Genomic DNA, 16,029 nt, shown 5'->3' with positions numbered 1-16,029 from the left:
TCGCGTGCGCGCGGGGCATGATGGCGATGGCGTGGTTAAGTCCGTGTAGATCAGGGGGATCGTGTCCGTGATCGGCGATCGTGGACACGATCTATCCAGATCTACCCGGTTGAGGATGTGGACGGGGCGGCTGGCTACAACTTGTCGGCCACATTCCAGGGCAGCAATTCGTCAATTCGTGAGATCTTGTGATCAGCGATATGGGTCAGGACGTATTCCAGGTAGGCACGCAGGTTGATCTCGTCGAGCTTACACGTCCCGATCAAGCTATACATTGCAGCGGCACGCTCGCCCCTGCTGTCGGAGCCGACGAACAGATAAGTTTTGCGTCCGACCGCGACGCACCGCAGGGCGTTTTCGGCCAGCACGTTGCTGATCTCGGCCCGACTGTCCTCGCAGTAGAACGCGAGGGCTGCCCAGTGGTTGAGCGAGTAGTTGATCGCCTGGGCGAGCGTGGACTTCGTCGACAGCGTCGCGAGTTTGGCCCTGATCGTCACTTCGAACTTCGCGAGCAACGGCTTGCTCTTTCCCTGCCTCACGTGTCCGCGCTATTGAAACGCCGGGCTGCGGGCAGATCTGTACCAGTTCGTCTCGAGCAGCATCGTCATATTCTCGGCGCCCATTTCGCTTTCGGCAGATGACCAGTCGGCTACGCAGGTCTCGTTTCTCACTCATGCACTCTGATACCAGCCGTCTACGTGGACACGTAGCATCAGAGCGAAGCGATTTTTGGACAAGGACGTCGTTAGCGGACCGCATACCGGCGAGAATCTGATGACGATGCGGAAATCACGCATCCCCCCGCCATCCTACAGATCTGTCAAAAGAGCCAGTATTTGTTTCGTTATAATTTTTTTGGGGGGAGGCTGTAATATATTGTAATGATATGTAATATACGGGTTCGTGATATTCGTCTAGTTGCTGCTTGCATCGGCACGTTCATGAGTGCCGGCGGGGCGCGGGGGGCAAGGGCGAAAAGCGGGCCTGCGCAAACCTGAGCGGTTGGTGGAACTCGAGTATCTGCTGACGCATCGCGGCCAGCGTGGGCAGAGCTTCGCATAGGAATTGCCGGACGACGGTGCGGGTGACGACGCGGCGCACCTGACCGGGCCGACAACAAGGCTCCAATTTGTCGATCGGGGGACGCAGGGGGCGGGGTTGGCGGGGTCAACGCGGCCTCAAAACGAACCTATACCCATCATCTCGTGCCAGACGAGAGCGGCGAATGTTTTAGCGGCATCGGGCAGTCCAAGACTGATGGTCATTCGACATACATCTGCGGTTGAGATAAATCTGCAGATTTTCAGACCAATCCCACAGACGCTACAGCACGCTATCGAGAAGATGGGTATTTTGCGTGTGCCTGCAGCGGATAGGTGACACTGTTTAATTGAGCGGAAACCAGAGCAAATGAAAAAAACAATACTTTCGGTGACTTCGGGGCTTGCGATCGCCTTTGCCTTGACGGGCTGCGCCTCCCAAAGCTTGGAGATGCCTTCGGCGGCGACTCTCCCTCCAGATCAAGTTGCCGTTTTAAAAATCGATCGGTCGGTGAAATCTAACGGACTAACGCCGCAACTTAATGCGATCGCCGACGTGAACGGGGTCGCTTTGCTTGAGTCGCGTGGTTTTCACGACTATTACAAGATCAAGATCGCGCCGGGCACCTATACGGTGCAACTGAAAGTCTACTCTTACAACTACGCCCCGGCTTTCCCGAAAGTCACGTTGCAAGTCGAGGCAGGGAAAACCTATCTCTTCACGAGCAGCATCGTGCTGAATGGCAAGGCGGTGCGTGTGGAGTATCTCCCAGTGGAGACGAGCGCTGACTCGACCCCCGAAGAATGATGGCTACGTTTATAAAGACAGCGGTAATAATGGGAACTGCGATCAGCCTCACAAGCTGCGTGAGCATTGCCCCTCCTATCGCCCTCTCGAACCAATCCGATGCATCGAAGGTGCGCTTCGTTAATGGAGCCGATTCTGCGTGGATCGATCTATACCCGGAAGACGAGTGCAATAACGGCATGAACATCATCAACGACAACGTAATAGCCAATGTAGTACGTGCGGTTTCAGAGGGAAATCCAAGGCGCGTTGGAATGATGGCCTCCAAAGATCCTTTGGACAGAAACGTTGCCGAGTTTGCTTTTGCACCGAACCAGGTTATCAACGTGGGCATCGGCGGCAACAGAGGTGCGCTTCGCAATTCCTGCCTCGGGGGGCTTAGCTTCAGAGCGGGCGCCGGCCAGCAGTATGAGGTTGAGTTGACCGGCAGTGATGTCCGATGCTGGCTGAAAGTAAGCACACTCGAATCCGATGCCACGGGCGTGACGCGCCGGCCGGTGCAGGATTTGCAGCCGCTCGTTTGTAAGAGCGCTCGCCAATAGCAAGAACTATCGTGATCGCTTAGAGACGATTTCTTAAAGACGGCTGAGTCTGCTGCAAGGTGTTCCAGCAGATCAAGCAGCAGCTAGAGGTTCTTCTTCCCGGCAATGCTGTACTTGTATCGCCAGAGCTTGGCGCCGGACGGAATCACCAACAGATACAGCCCATTGCCGTCGGTAAGTTTGGTAGGCTAGTCGCCTGCCTTTGCTTGTCGGATCTTGACGTCGGTAAGCAGCGCGGTGAAAACGCGGGTATCACCTTCGGCGGCTTGAAACGATGCCCGCTCCGATACCCGCTTTTACCCCGGGCGGGACATGATTCCCGGCGAACGCAAGCGAACGGTGGAAGGGCTCAGGATGCCCGGTCGGCAAGAATTCTAGGAAAATCGCGGCACCAAGACGAACTGGAGCGAACGAAGTGATCAGACATATTGTGATGTGGAAGTTGAAGGAATCGGCAGAAGGCGCGACGCGCGCGCAGAACGCGCTGAAGCTGAAGGAAAAGCTCGAAGGCTGCCGCGATCTCGTGCCGGGCATCCTGCAGATCGATGTCGGCGTGGCGACACCCGGCCTCGACGCGACCTCCGACATCGTGCTCGTGTCCGATTTCACGGACAAGGCCGCGCTCGACGCGTACCAGGTGCACCCGGTTCACCAGGAAGTGAAGAAATTCGTCGTCGCGGTGGCTGAATCGCGCGAGTGCGTCGACTACATCGTCGACAGCGCACGATGAGCGACGCGGCATCCCCGGCGGACGTCCCGTCGATCGAAAGCCCGTTCGTCGACATGCTCGGCGTGCGACTCGTGTCCGCGAAGGACGGTGCGAGCGAGATCGTGCTGCCGCTCGAAGAGCGGCACATGAACACGTGGAGCATCGCGCACGGCGGCGTGACGATGACGCTTGCGGACATCGCGCTCGCGATGGCCGCGCGCAGCCTGACCGACGACGGCATCGGCGTCGTGACGGTCGAGATGAAGGTGAACTTCATGCAACCGGGTCGTGGCGAGTTGCGCGCATACGGGCGCGTGATGCATCGCTCGACGACGATGGCCTACTGCGAAGGAGAAGTGCGCGACAGCGACGGCAATTTCGTCGCGAAGGCGCTCGGTACGTTCAAGTACATGCGGCGGATCGCGGTGGGCCGCGACATCAAGCGGCAGCGCTCGCGCACAGCGCCGGACGCGCAGCCCGGCCCGAGCGACGCGTAAGCACCCGGACGCACGGCCCTGCCTTTCCCGAGGCAGGGCCGTTTTGTTTGGTGTCGCTGATGCGCGCGCCGGACGCGTTTCACGGAACGCCGAAGGGTCGTCATTTCGGCAAGCAGCGTGTACCGCCCGTCCGCCGCGGGCGTGGCATCATGTGACGCTTGTCCGCTTACGGCGCCGCGCACGCGCCGTCCTCACCGATGCCGCTGAATCCGAAGATCGCCCAGGTGCTCGACATGATCGAGCGCGCGAAACGTCCGTCCTATCACCACCAGACGCCGCAGCAGGCGCGCGCCGCGTATGAGAAGAGCGCGCCGATTCTCGACGTCGCACCGGCGACGATGCATTCGGTCGAGGAATGCGTCGTGCCGACGCGCGACGGTCGCACGATCGGCGCGCGGCTGTACTTGCCGGTCGCGCCGAGCCTCGCGGAGCCGCTGCCCGCGCTCGTCTACTACCACGGCGGCGGCTTCACGGTCGGCAGCGTCGACACGCACGATGCGCTGTGCCGGATGTTCGCGCGCGATGCGCAATGCGCGGTGCTGTCGGTTGGCTACCGGCTCGCGCCCGAACATCGGTTCCCGACCGCGGTGAACGACGCCGACGACGCATTGCGATGGCTGCATCGCGAGGCCGCCACGTTCGGCATCGACGCAGCACGGCTGGCGGTCGGCGGCGACAGCGCGGGCGGCACGCTCGCGACCGTCTGCGCGGTGCTCGCGCGCGACGCCGGCATTCACCTCGCGCTGCAAATGCTGATCTACCCGGGCGTGACGGGCCACCAGGACACCGAGTCTCACGCGCGGCTCGCAAACGGCTACCTGCTGTCGCAGGACACGATCCAGTGGTTCTTCGCGCAATACGTGCGCGATTCCGGGGACCGCGACGACTGGCGCTTCGCGCCGCTCGACGGCACGCGCGGCGCGCCGTCGTTCGCGGGTGTCGCGCCGGCGTGGATCGCGACGGCCGAGTACGATCCGCTGAGCGACGAGGGCGCCGCGTACGCGGACAAGCTGCGTGCGGCCGGCAACGCGGTTACGCTGGTCTGCTATCCGGGGATGATCCACGAATTCTTCAAGATGGGCGGCTACGTGCCGGAAGTGCGAGCCGCGCATGCGGACGCGGTCGCGGCGCTGAAGGCCGCATTCGACGACGTTTGACGACTGGCGTTTGACGGCGTGCGCGCCGCATGGGGGGCAGCGATGACGGACGGCGTGGTGGAAACGGGCGACTGGACGGTCCTGGGCGGCGACGCCGCGCGGATCCGCGATGCGGTGTTCGTGCGCGAGCAGCGGATTCCGCCGGAATGGGAGCTCGACGACGACGATCCGCTGTCGCTCCATGCGGTTGCGTACCGGATCGATGCGGTGACGGGAATCCGCCGTGCGGTCGCGACGGGGCGGTTGCTGCCGTCCGGCACGATCGGCCGCGTCGCCGTGCTGGCCGACGCGCGCGGGCAGGGTGTCGGGTCAGCGGTGCTGAACGCGCTGCTCGACGCCGCACGGCGCCGCGGCGAAACCGTCGTGCGGCTCTATGCGCAGGCGTCGGCGGTGTCGTTCTACGTGCAACACGGTTTCGCGGCGGTCGGCGAACCGTTCGTCGAAGCCGGGGTGCCGCACGTCGAGATGGCGCGCGCGCCGTAGCGCGGCACGCGCGTTCAGCGCGGCCGCGTTGCGTCGATATCGAACGTGAACGCGCGTTCGAACGTGCCCGGGCGGACGGTGCGGTGCGAGCCGTCGTCGTCGCAGCGCTCCTTGATCTCGACCGTCAGCCGCACGCCTTCCTTCATTGTGACGCGCAGCGCGGTCGTGCCGCGCGTGCCGTACTCGGGCGTCTCGATGAACGCGGCCGACAACGCACGCTCGCGCTCGATCGGAATGCCCGTGTGCGGCAGGGCTTCGTCGTCCGCGACATGCGGATCGCGCATCAGATCGATCAGTTCGTCGAGCGACGGGGTCGGGTTGTCGGTGAGCAGCGTGCCGAGCTCCGCGCGCTTGCGCACCACTTTCGGCCAGGGCGTATCGAGCCGCGCATTCGACAGCGCATGCACGCCGGGCGTGACCGCGACGGGCGCGGCGACACTGCTTTCGCCCTCGGGCGCGCGGTTGCAGAACCACGCGAGTTCGCGCCGCTTCCAGTCGCCGACGAGCAGGTTGAAGCCGTTGTACACGGCCGCATGCTCGGCAAGCTGTCCGAGGTAGTCGAGGGGCGCGACGGACGGACCGCCGAGGAAATCGGACACGAGCTTGCCGCGGGTCGGCGCGCCCGCGCGGATGTCGAACGGCGCGCGGTAGTTCGTCAGCGCCGCGAAGCGGCCGTCGCGCGATACGCCGAGCCACGTGCCGCCTGCTTCGAGATCGCGACCGGCCAGCACGCCCGGTACATCTTCCCACCACGAGAGCGGCGCGCTCGTGCGGCGAAAGAACTCGTCGCGGTTGGCGGCCAGGGTAAAGACGGGACCGGCGGCGGTATCAGGCTGCCAGTCGAAAGCGATCAGACACATCAGGCGAATCTCTCGCAGGAAACATCGGGCGCCGGCGACTTGCGAGCCGGCGCGCGAACGGGTTGTCAGTGCGTCATGCTTCCGTCGGCCATGCGTACGGGAGTGCGTCGAACGCGAGCACCGGGCCGTCGGCCGAACCGAGATGCACGGTGCCGTTGTCGAGCGCGGCGAGCTTGATCTCGACGAGCGCGTCAACGCCGCCGGCGGGCGCGGCTGCCGCATTGACGATCATCCCGCACGGCTGGCCGGGATCGTCGCTGTGGAACAGCTCGACGCCGGCATGCACGGTATCGGTCTCGCCGGCGACGTGCGCGAGCGCGGTGCGGCGCTTGATCGTGCCGCGGTACTGGCTGCGCGCGACGATTTCCTGGCCCGGGTAGCACCCCTTGCGAAAGTTAACGGCGCCGATCACGTCGAAGTTGACCATCTGCGGCACAAACTGCTCGACGGCCGGCTGCGTGATGCGCGGCTCGCCCGCGCGAACGTCGAGCCAGTCCCACACGGCCGGCGACACGATCGGCAGCGTGCCGGCGAGCGCGGCGACGCGCGCATCGACTTCCGCGCGCGGGCCGATCCACAGATAGCGCTTGCGGCCGGCCGCATCGGGCACGCGGATCAGCGCGCCGGCCGGGCCGTCGACCTTCACGTGCACGCCGTCCGGCAGCGCATCGAAGATGCCCGAGAGCGCGTTGCGCACGTCGCCCGCGAAGCCGACCACGGCGAGCGCGTCGCTCGCGTCGGTGAGCTTTGCCTTCGCGCGCAGCACGAACATCGACAGCCGCTTTTGCACGGCAGGCTGCACGTCCTTCGACACCAGCAGGCGCACGCCGTGGCCGGCACGCCACGTGAGGAACGACCCGAGGAGGCGCCCCTTCGGCGAGCAATAACCGGACAGCCGTGCGGTCGCGGCATCGAGATGCTCGATGTCGTTGGTCAGCTGGCTGTGCAGGAACGTCGCGGCGTCGTCGCCGGCGACGTCGATCACACCGAACTGCGGCAACGGCATGCAGGCGCCCGGCGCGTCGAAATCGGCGGCGGACGGGCGGGGGAAAACGGGGAGCGAGGCGGGTGCGGCCTGGGCAGCCGGTGAAGCGAACGGTGTGCTCATGGAATGAGGGAACAGTCAACCCTGACTTTGACGAAGGCGAGCAAGTATTATATGGGTCTTACCTGAGTCACGTTTCCATGTCCCTACTGAAGAAATGCGCCGCGACGATCGTGGCGCTGGTCGTCGTTGTGGCCGCTGCCGGCGCGGGCGGCGGGTATTACTGGGCAACCCGGCCGCTGTTGCTGGGTTCGGCATCGCTCGACGTCACGATCAAGCCGCGCAGCAGCGTGAAGAGCGTCGCGCTGCAATTGCGGCGCGGCGGCGTGCCGGTCGAGCCGCTCGGTTTCGTCGCGATGACGCGCGTGCTCGGGCTGTCGAGCCGGCTCAAGTCCGGCAACTACGAATTCAAGACCGGCATCACGCCTTACGACGTGCTGCAGAAGATCGCGCGCGGCGACGTGAACGAATACGTCGCGACGGTCATCGAAGGCTGGACCTTCAAGCGGATGCGCGCGGAACTCGACGCGAACCCCGATCTCGCGCACTCGACGGCCGGCATGAGCGACGCCGAGCTGTTGCGCGCGATCGGCGCGTCGGACAACGCCGTGCAGCGCGGCAGCGGCGAGGGGCTGTTCTTCCCGGATACCTACCTGTTCGACAAGGGCACGAGCGACCTGAACATCTACCGGCGCGCGTACCACCTGATGCAGACGCGTCTCGACGAAGCCTGGGTCGCCCGCGTGCCGGGGTTGCCGTACAAGTCGCCTTACGAAGCGCTGACGATCGCGTCGATCATCGAGAAGGAAACGGGCCACGCGGCCGACCGCGCATTCGTCGCGGCCGTGTTCGCGAACCGGTTGCGCATCGGCATGCCGCTGCAGACCGATCCGTCGGTGATCTACGGACTCGGCGATGCGTACGACGGCCGCCTGCGCAAGCGCGACCTGCAGGCCGACACTCCTTACAATACCTACACCCGACGCGGGTTGCCGCCGACGCCGATCGCGTTGCCGGGCGTTGCCGCGCTGCAGGCGGCGATCAATCCGGCGCAGACGAGCGCGCTCTATTTCGTCGCGAAGGGCGACGGCACGAGCGTGTTCTCGGACACGCTCGGCGACCACAACAAGGCCGTGGACAAGTACATACGAGGTCAATAATGGCGAGCGGTAAATTCATCACGTTCGAAGGGATCGACGGGGCGGGGAAGACCACCCACCTGCAGTGGTTCTGCGAACGCCTCCAGGGCAAGCTGGCCGCGGCCGGCCGGCAGGTCGTCGTCACCCGCGAACCGGGCGGCACGCAGCTCGGCGAGAAACTGCGCGAGATCCTGCTGAACCAGCCGATGGATCTCGAGACGGAAGCGCTGCTGATGTTCGCCGCGCGCCGCGAGCATCTGGCGCTCGTGATCGAGCCCGCGCTCGCGCGCGGCGACTGGGTCGTGTCCGATCGCTTCACCGACGCGACGTTCGCGTACCAGGGCGGTGGCCGCGGGCTGCCGCGTGACAAGCTCGAGGCGCTCGAGCGCTGGGTGCAGGGCGGCTTCCAGCCCGACCTCACGGTGCTGTTCGACGTCGCGCCGCACGTTGCGAGCGAGCGCCGCGGTGCCGCGCGCATGCCCGACAAATTCGAAAGCGAGTCCGACGCGTTCTTCGCGCGCACGCGCGGCGAATACCTGCGGCGTGCGGAAGAAGCGCCGCACCGTTTCGCGATCGTCGACGCGACGCAGTCGATTCCCGAGATCCGCCAGCAGCTCGAACGCGTGCTCGCCGCGCTGTAACACGCAAGGAACGCACCACATGATCTATCCGTGGCAGACCGACGACTGGAACCGCCTGCAGCAACTGCGCGCGCAATGGCCGCATGCGCTGCTGCTGCACGGCCAGGCCGGGATCGGCAAGCTGCAGTTCGCACAGCATCTCGCGCAGGGCTTCCTGTGCGAATCGCCGAAGCCGAACGGCGAGCCGTGCGGCGCTTGCGCGGCCTGCAACTGGTTCTCGCAGGGTAACCATCCGGATTACCGGATCGTGCTGCCCGAGGCGCTGGCCGGCGAGGCGCCGGGCGCTGCAGACGACGCGAAGCCGGCCGACGCGGACGAAGGCGGCAAGAAAACGCGCGCGCCGAGCAAGGAAATCAAGATCGAGCAGGTGCGCGCGCTGCTCGACTTCTGCGGGGTCGGTTCGCACCGCGGCGGCGCGCGCGTCGTCGTGCTGTATCCGGCCGAGGCGCTCAACGTCGCCGCGTCGAATGCGCTGCTGAAAACGCTGGAGGAACCGCCGTCCGGCGTCGTGTTCCTGCTCGTGTCGGCGCGCATCGACCGCCTGTTGCCGACCATCATCAGCCGCTGCCGGCAGTGGCCGATGTCCGTGCCGGCGCCCGACGCGGCCGCGGCGTGGCTCGCCGCGCAGGGCGTCGACCATGCGAGCGCGCTGCTCGCCGAAGCCGGTGGCGCACCGCTCGCGGCGCTGGCGCTCGCGAGCGACGAGAACCGCCCGCTGCGCGACTACACGCTCGGGCAGCTCGCGGCCGGCGCGGCATGCGACCCGTTCGCGTGCGGCGAGACGCTGCAGAAACTGCCGGTGCCGCTGGTGCTCGGCTGGCTGCAGCGCTGGTTGTACGATCTGCTTGCGCAGCGGATGGCGGGTGCGCCGCGCTACTTCCCGATGCACGCGGCGGCGCTCGCGCGCTGCGCGGAGTCGGTCGACGCGAACGCGTTCGCGCGCTTCATGAAAGCCGTGACGCGCCAGCGGACGGTCGAGAACCATCCGCTCAACGCGCGGCTCGTATTCGAGGAATTGTTTCTCGGATATCGGGAAATATTCGCGTGATCCGGTATTGTTTCCAATGGGTTGCGAAACGATGAACGGCTCACGCAGCGACGCGACCGTGGCCGGCCGGCCCGCGAACGCCGCCCGTTGCCGCATGCCGGCGAGCGCATGAGCGCTGGCCTTACGTATTCAGGAAACACGATGTTCGTCGATTCTCATTGCCACATCAATTTCAAGGGCCTGGCCGACCGCCTGCCGGCCGTTCTCGAGAACATGCGCGAGCATGACGTCACGCACGCGCTGTGCGTGTCCGTCGATTTCGAGACGCTGCCGGAGGTCCTCGCGATCGCGGACGCGCACGACAACGTCTACGCGTCGGTCGGCGTGCATCCCGATCACGAGGACGCGCGGGAGCCGACGCTCGCGGAGCTCGTCGAGCTGGCCGCGCACCCGAAGGTCGTCGCGATCGGCGAAACGGGCCTCGACTACTACCGTCTCGAAGGCCGCTCGATCGCCGACATGGAGTGGCAGCGCGAACGCTTTCGCACGCACATCCGCGCCGCGACCGCGACGATGAAGCCGCTGATCGTCCACACGCGGTCGTCGTCGGAGGACACGCTGCGGATCATGGCCGAGGAGCGCGCGGACGTGCCGGGCGGCGTGATGCACTGCTTCACCGAGCCGTGGTCGGTCGCCGAGCAGGCGCTCGCGCAGAACTTCCATATCTCGCTGTCGGGCATCGTCACGTTCAAGAACGCGACCGACGTGCAGGACGTCGCGCGGCGCGTGCCGCTCGACCGGCTGCTGATCGAGACCGACTCGCCGTACCTCGCGCCGGTGCCGTATCGCGGCAAGCCGAATGAACCTGCGTACGTCAGCCATGTCGGACGCTTTATCGCATCCGAGCGCGGGATCGCCGTCGAGGCGCTTGCCGATGCGACGACGCAGAATTTTTTCCGGCTGTTCAAGATCGCCCGCTAACGACGCGCGCGCAGCCGACAACCCAGGGAAGGAGCCCACAACAATGACGAAGCCGACCAACCATCTGCCCAAACGCGCACTCGTTGCCGCCGCACTCGTCGCGAGCAGCCTGTTCGCCGCGGCCGGCGCGCATGCCGAGTCGCTCGACGCGATCGTCAAGGCGGTCAAGTTCGACGACATCGCTGACATCGGCAAGCAACTGAAGAACGGCCTCGATCCGAACACGCTCGCGCCGAACGGCGATCCGCTGCTGGTGATCGCCGCGCGCGAGAAGTCCGACAAGGTCGTGGCGGCGATCGCCACGACGCCGAACGTCGACCTCGAGAAGGAAGACAAGGCTGGCGAGAACGCGCTGATGCTCGCGTCGCTGAACGGCGATGTCGGCCTCGCCAAGCTGCTGATCGACAAGGGCGCGGAAGTCAGCAAGAAGGGTTGGGCGCCGCTGCACTACGCGGCGACCAATGGCCAGGACGCGGTCGTCAAGCTGCTGCTCGATCACGACGCGTATATCGATACCGCATCGCCGAACGGCACGACGCCGCTGATGATGGCCGCGCGCGGCAACCATGCGACGACGGTCAACCTGCTGCTCGACCAGGGTGCCGATCCGCAGGTGAAGAACCAGCTCGGCATCACCGCGCTCGAGTTCGCGAAGCACTACAAGGCGCCGGACGCGATCGAGATCCTGAGCAAGCGGACGGTACGCGTCGGCGGGTCGGCGCCGGCCGATGCGCAAAAGAGTGCAAAATGACGGTTTTCGGCGTGGCAGGCGGGGCGCGCCCGGCCGGTTTCCGGCCGGAACAGCGTGCCCCGGCGCCGCGCCGGCCAAGGCAGCAGGCGGCCTCGGGCCGCATTGACATAAGGAACACCATGTTGCGCGCAATGTTTTGTGCCGTGGCGTTTGCCGTGCCGTTGTCGGCGGCGGCTTTCACGGGCGCGGATCTCGACCGGCTGTGCGCGAAGACGGACGTCAAGTCGCGGGCGTCGTGCGCGGCCTACATCGAAGGCGCCGCCGACGGCGTCTACAACACCATCGACGCGATTGGCGGCACCACAGGGCCGCGTGTCGGCCAGTACTTCTGCCTGCCGCCCGACATCCGGGCGCAGCAGATGACCGACGCGGTGCGCAAGTACATCGCGGAAAATCCGAAGCTGGCCGACTACAACGCGAGCACCGCGGTGTCGCTCGGTCTCGGCAAGGCGTTTCCCTGCAGGAGCGGCAACTGATTTGACGCCGTGTCCGGGCGCGTGCGTTGCCCGGATATCGCCGACGCATCCAGGACGAGGCGTGCGCGCCTCATAACCTAGACATCCCGGGCGCCGATGATTTCAATCGAGGAACTGCAGCGCATCGCCGATGCGCCGCTGCATTCGTGGCTCGGCACGCTGGGCGTGTCGGTCATCGTCGTACTGGTCGTCGCGATCGTGCATCGTCTCGGCGCACGCATCGTCAAGCGCGTCGCGCAGCCGTATCCGCTGATGAGCGTGATGCTGCGCTACATCGACAAGCCGTCGCTCGTCGTGCTCGCGCTGCTGGCGCTCGAATTCCTGTGGGTCCAGGCGGACGACGGCATGTCGTTCGTGCGCGGCATGCGCACCGCGGCGGCGGTCGGCTCCATCGTGTCGCTCACGTGGCTGCTGGTGCGGCTCGCGGCCGGCGTCGGCGACGCGATCATCCAGGCGCATCCGATCGATACGGCCGACAACCTGCAGGCGCGGCGCATCCATACGCAGGCCAGGGTGCTCGTGCGGACCGTGATGGTGCTGATCGTGATCATCGGCACGGGTGCCGCGCTGATGACGTTCCCGAATGTGCGGCAGGTGGGCGCGAGCCTGCTGGCGTCGGCCGGCGTCGCGGGCCTGGTCGCCGGTATCGCCGCGCGGCCGGTGCTCGGCAACCTGATCGCCGGGCTGCAGATTGCACTCACGCAGCCGATCCGGCTCGACGACGTGGTCGTGATCCAGGGCGAGTGGGGCCGCATCGAGGAAATCACTGGTTCGTTCGTGTCGGTGCGGTTGTGGGACCAGCGGCGCCTCGTCGTGCCGCTGCAATGGATCATCGAGAATCCGTTTACGAACTGGACGCGTAACAGTTCGGAGATCATCGGCACGGTCTTCCTGTCGGTCGACTACCGCACGCCGCTCGCGCCGCTGCGCGAGGAACTCGCGCGGCTCGTCCATGCGGCGCCCGAGTGGGACGGTCGCGTGCAGGTGCTGCAGGTGACCGACGCGACGGAGCGCGCGATGCAGTTGCGCGCGCTCGTCAGCGCGGCCGATTCGTCGTCGTGCTGGGATCTGCGCTGCCGCGTGCGCGAAGGGCTGATCGCGTACCTGCAGGACCGCTATCCGCAATGCCTGCCGCGCAGCCGGATGGAGCTGTATCCGCATGATTCCGCGCCCGACGCGCCGAATCCCGAACGGCCGCACGCGCGGCCGCCTGCCGCCAGCACGGCGGCCAACACCGCAGCCGATCCGCAGGCCGGCGAAGGCCGCTGAACGCGGCCCGCATGCCTGCCCGCCTTCCCTTGTCATGACCGCGCTGAAAACGCTCGCCATCGCCAATTACCGCTCGCTGCGCGAGCTGATCGTGCCGCTCGCGGCGCTCAACGTCGTCACCGGGCCGAACGGCAGCGGCAAGTCGAGCGTGTACCGCGCGCTGCGGTTGCTCGCCGACACCGCGCTGGGCCGCGTGATCCCGTCGCTCGCCCGCGAGGGCGGGTTGCCGTCGACGCTGTGGGCCGGCCCCGAGCGCTTCTCGCGGGCGATGCTGGCCGGCGATGTGCCGGTGACCGGCACCGTGCGCAAGGGGCCAGTGAGCCTGAAACTCGGATTCGCGTGCGACGATTTCGGCTATTCGATCGATCTCGGCCTGCCGCTGCCGAGCCACTCGCAGTTCGCGCTCGATCCGGTGGTCAAGCGCGAATGCATCTGGGGCGGCGCGCTGCTGCGCCCGTCGACGCTGTTGGTCGACCGGCAGGGCGCGCAGATCCGCGCGCGCACCGCGTCGGGCGACTGGCAGACGATTCCGCAGCCGGTCGCGAGCTTCGACAGCATGATGACCGAGTTTGCCGATCCGACCGGCGCGCCCGAGATGATCGCGGTGCGTGAGCGGATCCGCTCGTGGCGTTTCTACGACCATTTCCGGACCGATGCGCAGGCGCCGGCACGGCAATCGCACATCGGCACTCATACGCCGGTGCTGGCGGACGACGGTGCCGACCTGGCCGCCGCGCTGCAGACGATCCGCGAAATCGGTGACGGCGCGGCACTCGATGCGGCGATCGACGACGCGTTTCCCGGCGCGTCCGTCGAGATCGACAATCCGGGCGGCCGTGGCCGTTTCGACGTGCTGATGCGCCAGCCGGGGCTGCTGCGGCCGCTCGCGGCGGCCGAGCTGTCCGACGGCACGCTGCGCTACCTGCTGCTCGCGGCTGCGCTGCTGACGCCGCGACCGCCGGCGCTGATGGTGCTGAACGAACCGGAGACGAGCCTGCATCCCGATCTGCTGCCGGCACTCGGCCGCCTGATCGCGCAGGCCGCGCAGCGCTCGCAGGTGCTCGTCGTGTCGCATGCGGCGCGGCTCATCGCGACGCTCGAGCGCGAGGCCGGCTGCGAATCGCTGGTACTCGACAAGCAGCTTGGCGCGACCGCGCTCGTCGATGCCGACATGCGCGACCTGCCGGCATGGAAGTGGCCGTCGCGTTGACGGGCGGGGCGGCGCGCGGTCGCCGCGAGCGGCGCGTCGAGGGTCGAATCGGCCCCGCTGCACCCGATGCGCTGCGATCGGGTCGGACCGGCGGAATGTATCCTGTCTGTAACAACGCCCATAAAATGAAAGACGGGCGGTCCCGGGCATCGGGATCGCGAATAATAATGAGATAACCGGCTGGCGCCGTGCCGGCCAGCGCTGCAGGGAGACGCGGGGAGCGCGCAAGCGCATCCGCCCGCCGGCCGTGCGGCAACGGACAGGACACTGGAGACGTGGACCATGAGAATTGCGCAGATCGCCCCGCTGACCGAATCCGTACCGCCGAAGCTGTACGGCGGCACGGAGCGCGTCGTGTCCTACATCACCGAGGCGCTCGTCGATCTCGGCCATGATGTGACGCTGTTCGCCAGCGGTGATTCCACGACGCGGGCGAAGCTCGAGCCCGTCTGGCCGCGCGCGCTGCGGCTCGACTCGTCGATCCGTGACCGGGTCGCGCCGCACATGCTGCTGATGGAGACGGTCGCACGCCGCGCGAAGGACTTCGACGTGCTCCATTTCCACATGGACTACTACTCGTTCTCGGTCTTCAACCGGCAGGAAACGCCTTACGTGACGACGCTGCACGGCCGGCTCGACCTGCCCGAGCAGCAGCCGGTGTTCGACACGTTCAACACCGCGCCGGTGATCTCGATTTCGAACTCGCAGCGCCAGCCGCTGCCGCAGGCGAAATGGCTGACGACCGTCTACCACGGGCTGCCCGACACGCTGTACATGCCGCAGCCCGTCGAGCCGCGCTATCTCGCGTTCCTCGGCCGCATCTCGCCGGAAAAGCGGGTCGACACGGCGATCCGCATCGCCGCCCAGTGCGGGCTGCCGATCCGAATCGCGGCGAAGATCGATGCGGCCGACCAGGAGTACTTCGACCGCGAGATCAAGCCGCTCTTCGCGTTGCCGCACGTCGAATACATCGGCGAGATCGCCGATCACCAGAAGGCCGAATTCCTGTCGGGCGCGCATGCGCTGCTGTTTCCGATCGACTGGCCGGAGCCGTTCGGCCTCGTGATGATCGAGGCGATGTCGTGCGGCACGCCGGTGATCGCCTTCAATCGCGGCGCGGTGCCCGAAGTGGTGGACGAAGGCGTGTCGGGTTTCATCGTCGAGGACGAAATCAGCGCGGTGGCCGCGGTGAACCGGCTGCACCTGCTGCCGCGTGCGCGCGTGCGGCAGCGCTTCGAGGCGCGCTTCACGTCGCGCCGGATGGCGCAGCAGTACGTCGACGTCTACCAGTCGGTGATCCGTGCGCAGAAGCGCTCGCGCTTCAAGGTGATCGATTCGACGACCTGACGACGGACGCGGGCGGATAAAAAAACGGCGATGCCCGCAAGGACATCGCCGTTTGCGCATGGCCCGCGCGCGGTGCGCACGGGCAG

General features: G+C 66.3%; 18 protein-coding genes and 1 pseudogene. 15 read left to right on the top strand and 4 right to left on the bottom strand.

Annotated elements, in window-relative coordinates; translation table 11 throughout:
• Positions 1-134: 134 nt before the first annotated feature.
• A pseudogene (locus tag ACN22W_RS10570) lies at positions 135-548 on the bottom strand (IS66 family transposase); the annotation flags it as partial.
• A gap of 862 nt (positions 549-1,410) precedes the next feature.
• On the opposite strand from ACN22W_RS10570, the gene ACN22W_RS10565 reads away from it, so the two are divergent.
• Together ACN22W_RS10565 and ACN22W_RS10560 are read left to right on the top strand one after the other, a co-directional pair.
• Entirely contained in the window at positions 1,411-1,848 is a 438-nt protein-coding gene (locus ACN22W_RS10565) for a hypothetical protein (protein ID WP_419684088.1), read from the top strand.
• 179 nt (positions 1,849-2,027) lie between these two features.
• Complete coding sequence (locus tag ACN22W_RS10560; RefSeq protein WP_419684086.1) at positions 2,028-2,390, top strand: hypothetical protein; 363 nt, start codon at positions 2,028-2,030, stop codon at positions 2,388-2,390.
• Positions 2,391-2,473: 83 nt separating this feature from the next.
• Here the strand turns inward: ACN22W_RS10560 and ACN22W_RS10555 are convergent, their stop codons facing one another.
• The gene (locus ACN22W_RS10555) at positions 2,474-2,539 is read right to left on the bottom strand and encodes a hypothetical protein (protein WP_419687407.1); all 66 of its coding nucleotides are present in this window, start codon (positions 2,537-2,539) and stop codon (positions 2,474-2,476) included.
• Between the two features lie 266 nt (positions 2,540-2,805).
• On the opposite strand from ACN22W_RS10555, the gene ACN22W_RS10550 reads away from it, so the two are divergent.
• The 4 genes from ACN22W_RS10550 to ACN22W_RS10535 all read left to right on the top strand — a co-directional run bounded on the left by ACN22W_RS10550 (position 2,806) and on the right by ACN22W_RS10535 (position 5,236).
• Complete coding sequence (locus ACN22W_RS10550) at positions 2,806-3,120, top strand: Dabb family protein (protein ID WP_047900905.1); 315 nt, start codon at positions 2,806-2,808, stop codon at positions 3,118-3,120.
• A complete protein-coding gene (locus ACN22W_RS10545; protein ID WP_343492216.1) occupies positions 3,117-3,596 on the top strand; it encodes a PaaI family thioesterase in 480 nt (159 codons plus the stop codon). The genes ACN22W_RS10550 and ACN22W_RS10545 overlap by 4 nt, the downstream gene beginning before the upstream one ends.
• A 197-nt stretch (positions 3,597-3,793) precedes the next feature.
• On the top strand, positions 3,794-4,753 hold the full coding sequence (locus ACN22W_RS10540) for an alpha/beta hydrolase (RefSeq protein ID WP_419684083.1): 960 nt from the start codon (positions 3,794-3,796) through the stop codon (positions 4,751-4,753).
• Positions 4,754-4,795: 42 nt separating this feature from the next.
• Positions 4,796-5,236 carry a GNAT family N-acetyltransferase gene (locus ACN22W_RS10535; RefSeq protein WP_419684081.1) on the top strand — a complete coding sequence of 147 codons (441 nt, stop codon included), beginning with the start codon at positions 4,796-4,798 and terminating at the stop codon, positions 5,234-5,236.
• A gap of 14 nt (positions 5,237-5,250) precedes the next feature.
• Here the strand turns inward: ACN22W_RS10535 and ACN22W_RS10530 are convergent, their stop codons facing one another.
• Both ACN22W_RS10530 and ACN22W_RS10525 read right to left on the bottom strand, forming a co-directional pair.
• Positions 5,251-6,096 (bottom strand): NRDE family protein, encoded by an 846-nt coding sequence (locus ACN22W_RS10530; protein WP_419684079.1) that lies wholly within the window; start codon positions 6,094-6,096, stop codon positions 5,251-5,253.
• A gap of 73 nt (positions 6,097-6,169) precedes the next feature.
• The gene (locus ACN22W_RS10525) at positions 6,170-7,204 is read right to left on the bottom strand and encodes a YgfZ/GcvT domain-containing protein (RefSeq protein ID WP_193098539.1); all 1,035 of its coding nucleotides are present in this window, start codon (positions 7,202-7,204) and stop codon (positions 6,170-6,172) included.
• A gap of 77 nt (positions 7,205-7,281) precedes the next feature.
• Here ACN22W_RS10525 and mltG point away from each other — a divergent pair, with 77 nt between their 5' ends.
• The 9 genes from mltG to ACN22W_RS10480 all read left to right on the top strand — a co-directional run bounded on the left by mltG (position 7,282) and on the right by ACN22W_RS10480 (position 15,943).
• Positions 7,282-8,301: an endolytic transglycosylase MltG gene (gene mltG, locus ACN22W_RS10520; protein ID WP_419684077.1), complete on the top strand. Its 1,020-nt coding sequence runs from the start codon at positions 7,282-7,284 to the stop codon at positions 8,299-8,301.
• Entirely contained in the window at positions 8,301-8,921 is a 621-nt protein-coding gene (tmk, locus tag ACN22W_RS10515; RefSeq protein ID WP_129512319.1) for a dTMP kinase, read from the top strand. The genes mltG and tmk overlap by 1 nt, the downstream gene beginning before the upstream one ends.
• A gap of 19 nt (positions 8,922-8,940) precedes the next feature.
• Positions 8,941-9,969, top strand: a complete 1,029-nt coding sequence (locus ACN22W_RS10510; protein ID WP_048246805.1) for a DNA polymerase III subunit delta' — start codon at positions 8,941-8,943, stop codon at positions 9,967-9,969.
• A 141-nt stretch (positions 9,970-10,110) separates the two neighbouring features.
• Entirely contained in the window at positions 10,111-10,890 is a 780-nt protein-coding gene (locus ACN22W_RS10505) for a TatD family hydrolase (protein ID WP_193098538.1), read from the top strand.
• A 43-nt stretch (positions 10,891-10,933) separates the two neighbouring features.
• A complete protein-coding gene (locus tag ACN22W_RS10500; RefSeq protein WP_419684074.1) occupies positions 10,934-11,641 on the top strand; it encodes an ankyrin repeat domain-containing protein in 708 nt (235 codons plus the stop codon).
• Positions 11,642-11,760: 119 nt separating this feature from the next.
• On the top strand, positions 11,761-12,117 hold the full coding sequence (locus tag ACN22W_RS10495) for a Rap1a/Tai family immunity protein (protein ID WP_048246810.1): 357 nt from the start codon (positions 11,761-11,763) through the stop codon (positions 12,115-12,117).
• 96 nt (positions 12,118-12,213) lie between these two features.
• Entirely contained in the window at positions 12,214-13,386 is a 1,173-nt protein-coding gene (locus ACN22W_RS10490; protein WP_419684072.1) for a mechanosensitive ion channel family protein, read from the top strand.
• A gap of 34 nt (positions 13,387-13,420) precedes the next feature.
• A complete protein-coding gene (locus ACN22W_RS10485) occupies positions 13,421-14,596 on the top strand; it encodes an AAA family ATPase (protein ID WP_419684070.1) in 1,176 nt (391 codons plus the stop codon).
• Between the two features lie 282 nt (positions 14,597-14,878).
• On the top strand, positions 14,879-15,943 hold the full coding sequence (locus tag ACN22W_RS10480) for a glycosyltransferase family 4 protein (protein WP_129512314.1): 1,065 nt from the start codon (positions 14,879-14,881) through the stop codon (positions 15,941-15,943).
• Positions 15,944-16,029 lie beyond the last annotated feature (86 nt).

Origin of the sequence: Burkholderia theae, assembly GCF_048565265.1 — a bacterium.
GTDB classification, from domain to species: domain Bacteria; phylum Pseudomonadota; class Gammaproteobacteria; order Burkholderiales; family Burkholderiaceae; genus Burkholderia; species Burkholderia theae.
This window is presented reverse-complemented; position numbering and strand designations above follow the sequence as displayed.

Coding starts and splice junctions, on each gene's coding strand:
- ACN22W_RS10565 (WP_419684088.1), top strand. CDS start 1,411: ATGAAAAAAACAATACTTTCGGTGACTTCGGGGCTTGCGATCGCCTTT.
- ACN22W_RS10560 (WP_419684086.1), top strand. CDS start 2,028: ATGAACATCATCAACGACAACGTAATAGCCAATGTAGTACGTGCGGTT.
- ACN22W_RS10545 (WP_343492216.1), top strand. CDS start 3,117: ATGAGCGACGCGGCATCCCCGGCGGACGTCCCGTCGATCGAAAGCCCG.
- ACN22W_RS10540 (WP_419684083.1), top strand. CDS start 3,794: ATGCCGCTGAATCCGAAGATCGCCCAGGTGCTCGACATGATCGAGCGC.
- ACN22W_RS10535 (WP_419684081.1), top strand. CDS start 4,796: ATGACGGACGGCGTGGTGGAAACGGGCGACTGGACGGTCCTGGGCGGC.
- ACN22W_RS10530 (WP_419684079.1), bottom strand. CDS start 6,096: ATGTGTCTGATCGCTTTCGACTGGCAGCCTGATACCGCCGCCGGTCCC.
- ACN22W_RS10525 (WP_193098539.1), bottom strand. CDS start 7,204: ATGAGCACACCGTTCGCTTCACCGGCTGCCCAGGCCGCACCCGCCTCG.
- mltG (WP_419684077.1), top strand. CDS start 7,282: ATGTCCCTACTGAAGAAATGCGCCGCGACGATCGTGGCGCTGGTCGTC.
- tmk (WP_129512319.1), top strand. CDS start 8,301: ATGGCGAGCGGTAAATTCATCACGTTCGAAGGGATCGACGGGGCGGGG.
- ACN22W_RS10510 (WP_048246805.1), top strand. CDS start 8,941: ATGATCTATCCGTGGCAGACCGACGACTGGAACCGCCTGCAGCAACTG.
- ACN22W_RS10505 (WP_193098538.1), top strand. CDS start 10,111: ATGTTCGTCGATTCTCATTGCCACATCAATTTCAAGGGCCTGGCCGAC.
- ACN22W_RS10500 (WP_419684074.1), top strand. CDS start 10,934: ATGACGAAGCCGACCAACCATCTGCCCAAACGCGCACTCGTTGCCGCC.
- ACN22W_RS10495 (WP_048246810.1), top strand. CDS start 11,761: ATGTTGCGCGCAATGTTTTGTGCCGTGGCGTTTGCCGTGCCGTTGTCG.
- ACN22W_RS10490 (WP_419684072.1), top strand. CDS start 12,214: ATGATTTCAATCGAGGAACTGCAGCGCATCGCCGATGCGCCGCTGCAT.
- ACN22W_RS10485 (WP_419684070.1), top strand. CDS start 13,421: ATGACCGCGCTGAAAACGCTCGCCATCGCCAATTACCGCTCGCTGCGC.
- ACN22W_RS10480 (WP_129512314.1), top strand. CDS start 14,879: ATGAGAATTGCGCAGATCGCCCCGCTGACCGAATCCGTACCGCCGAAG.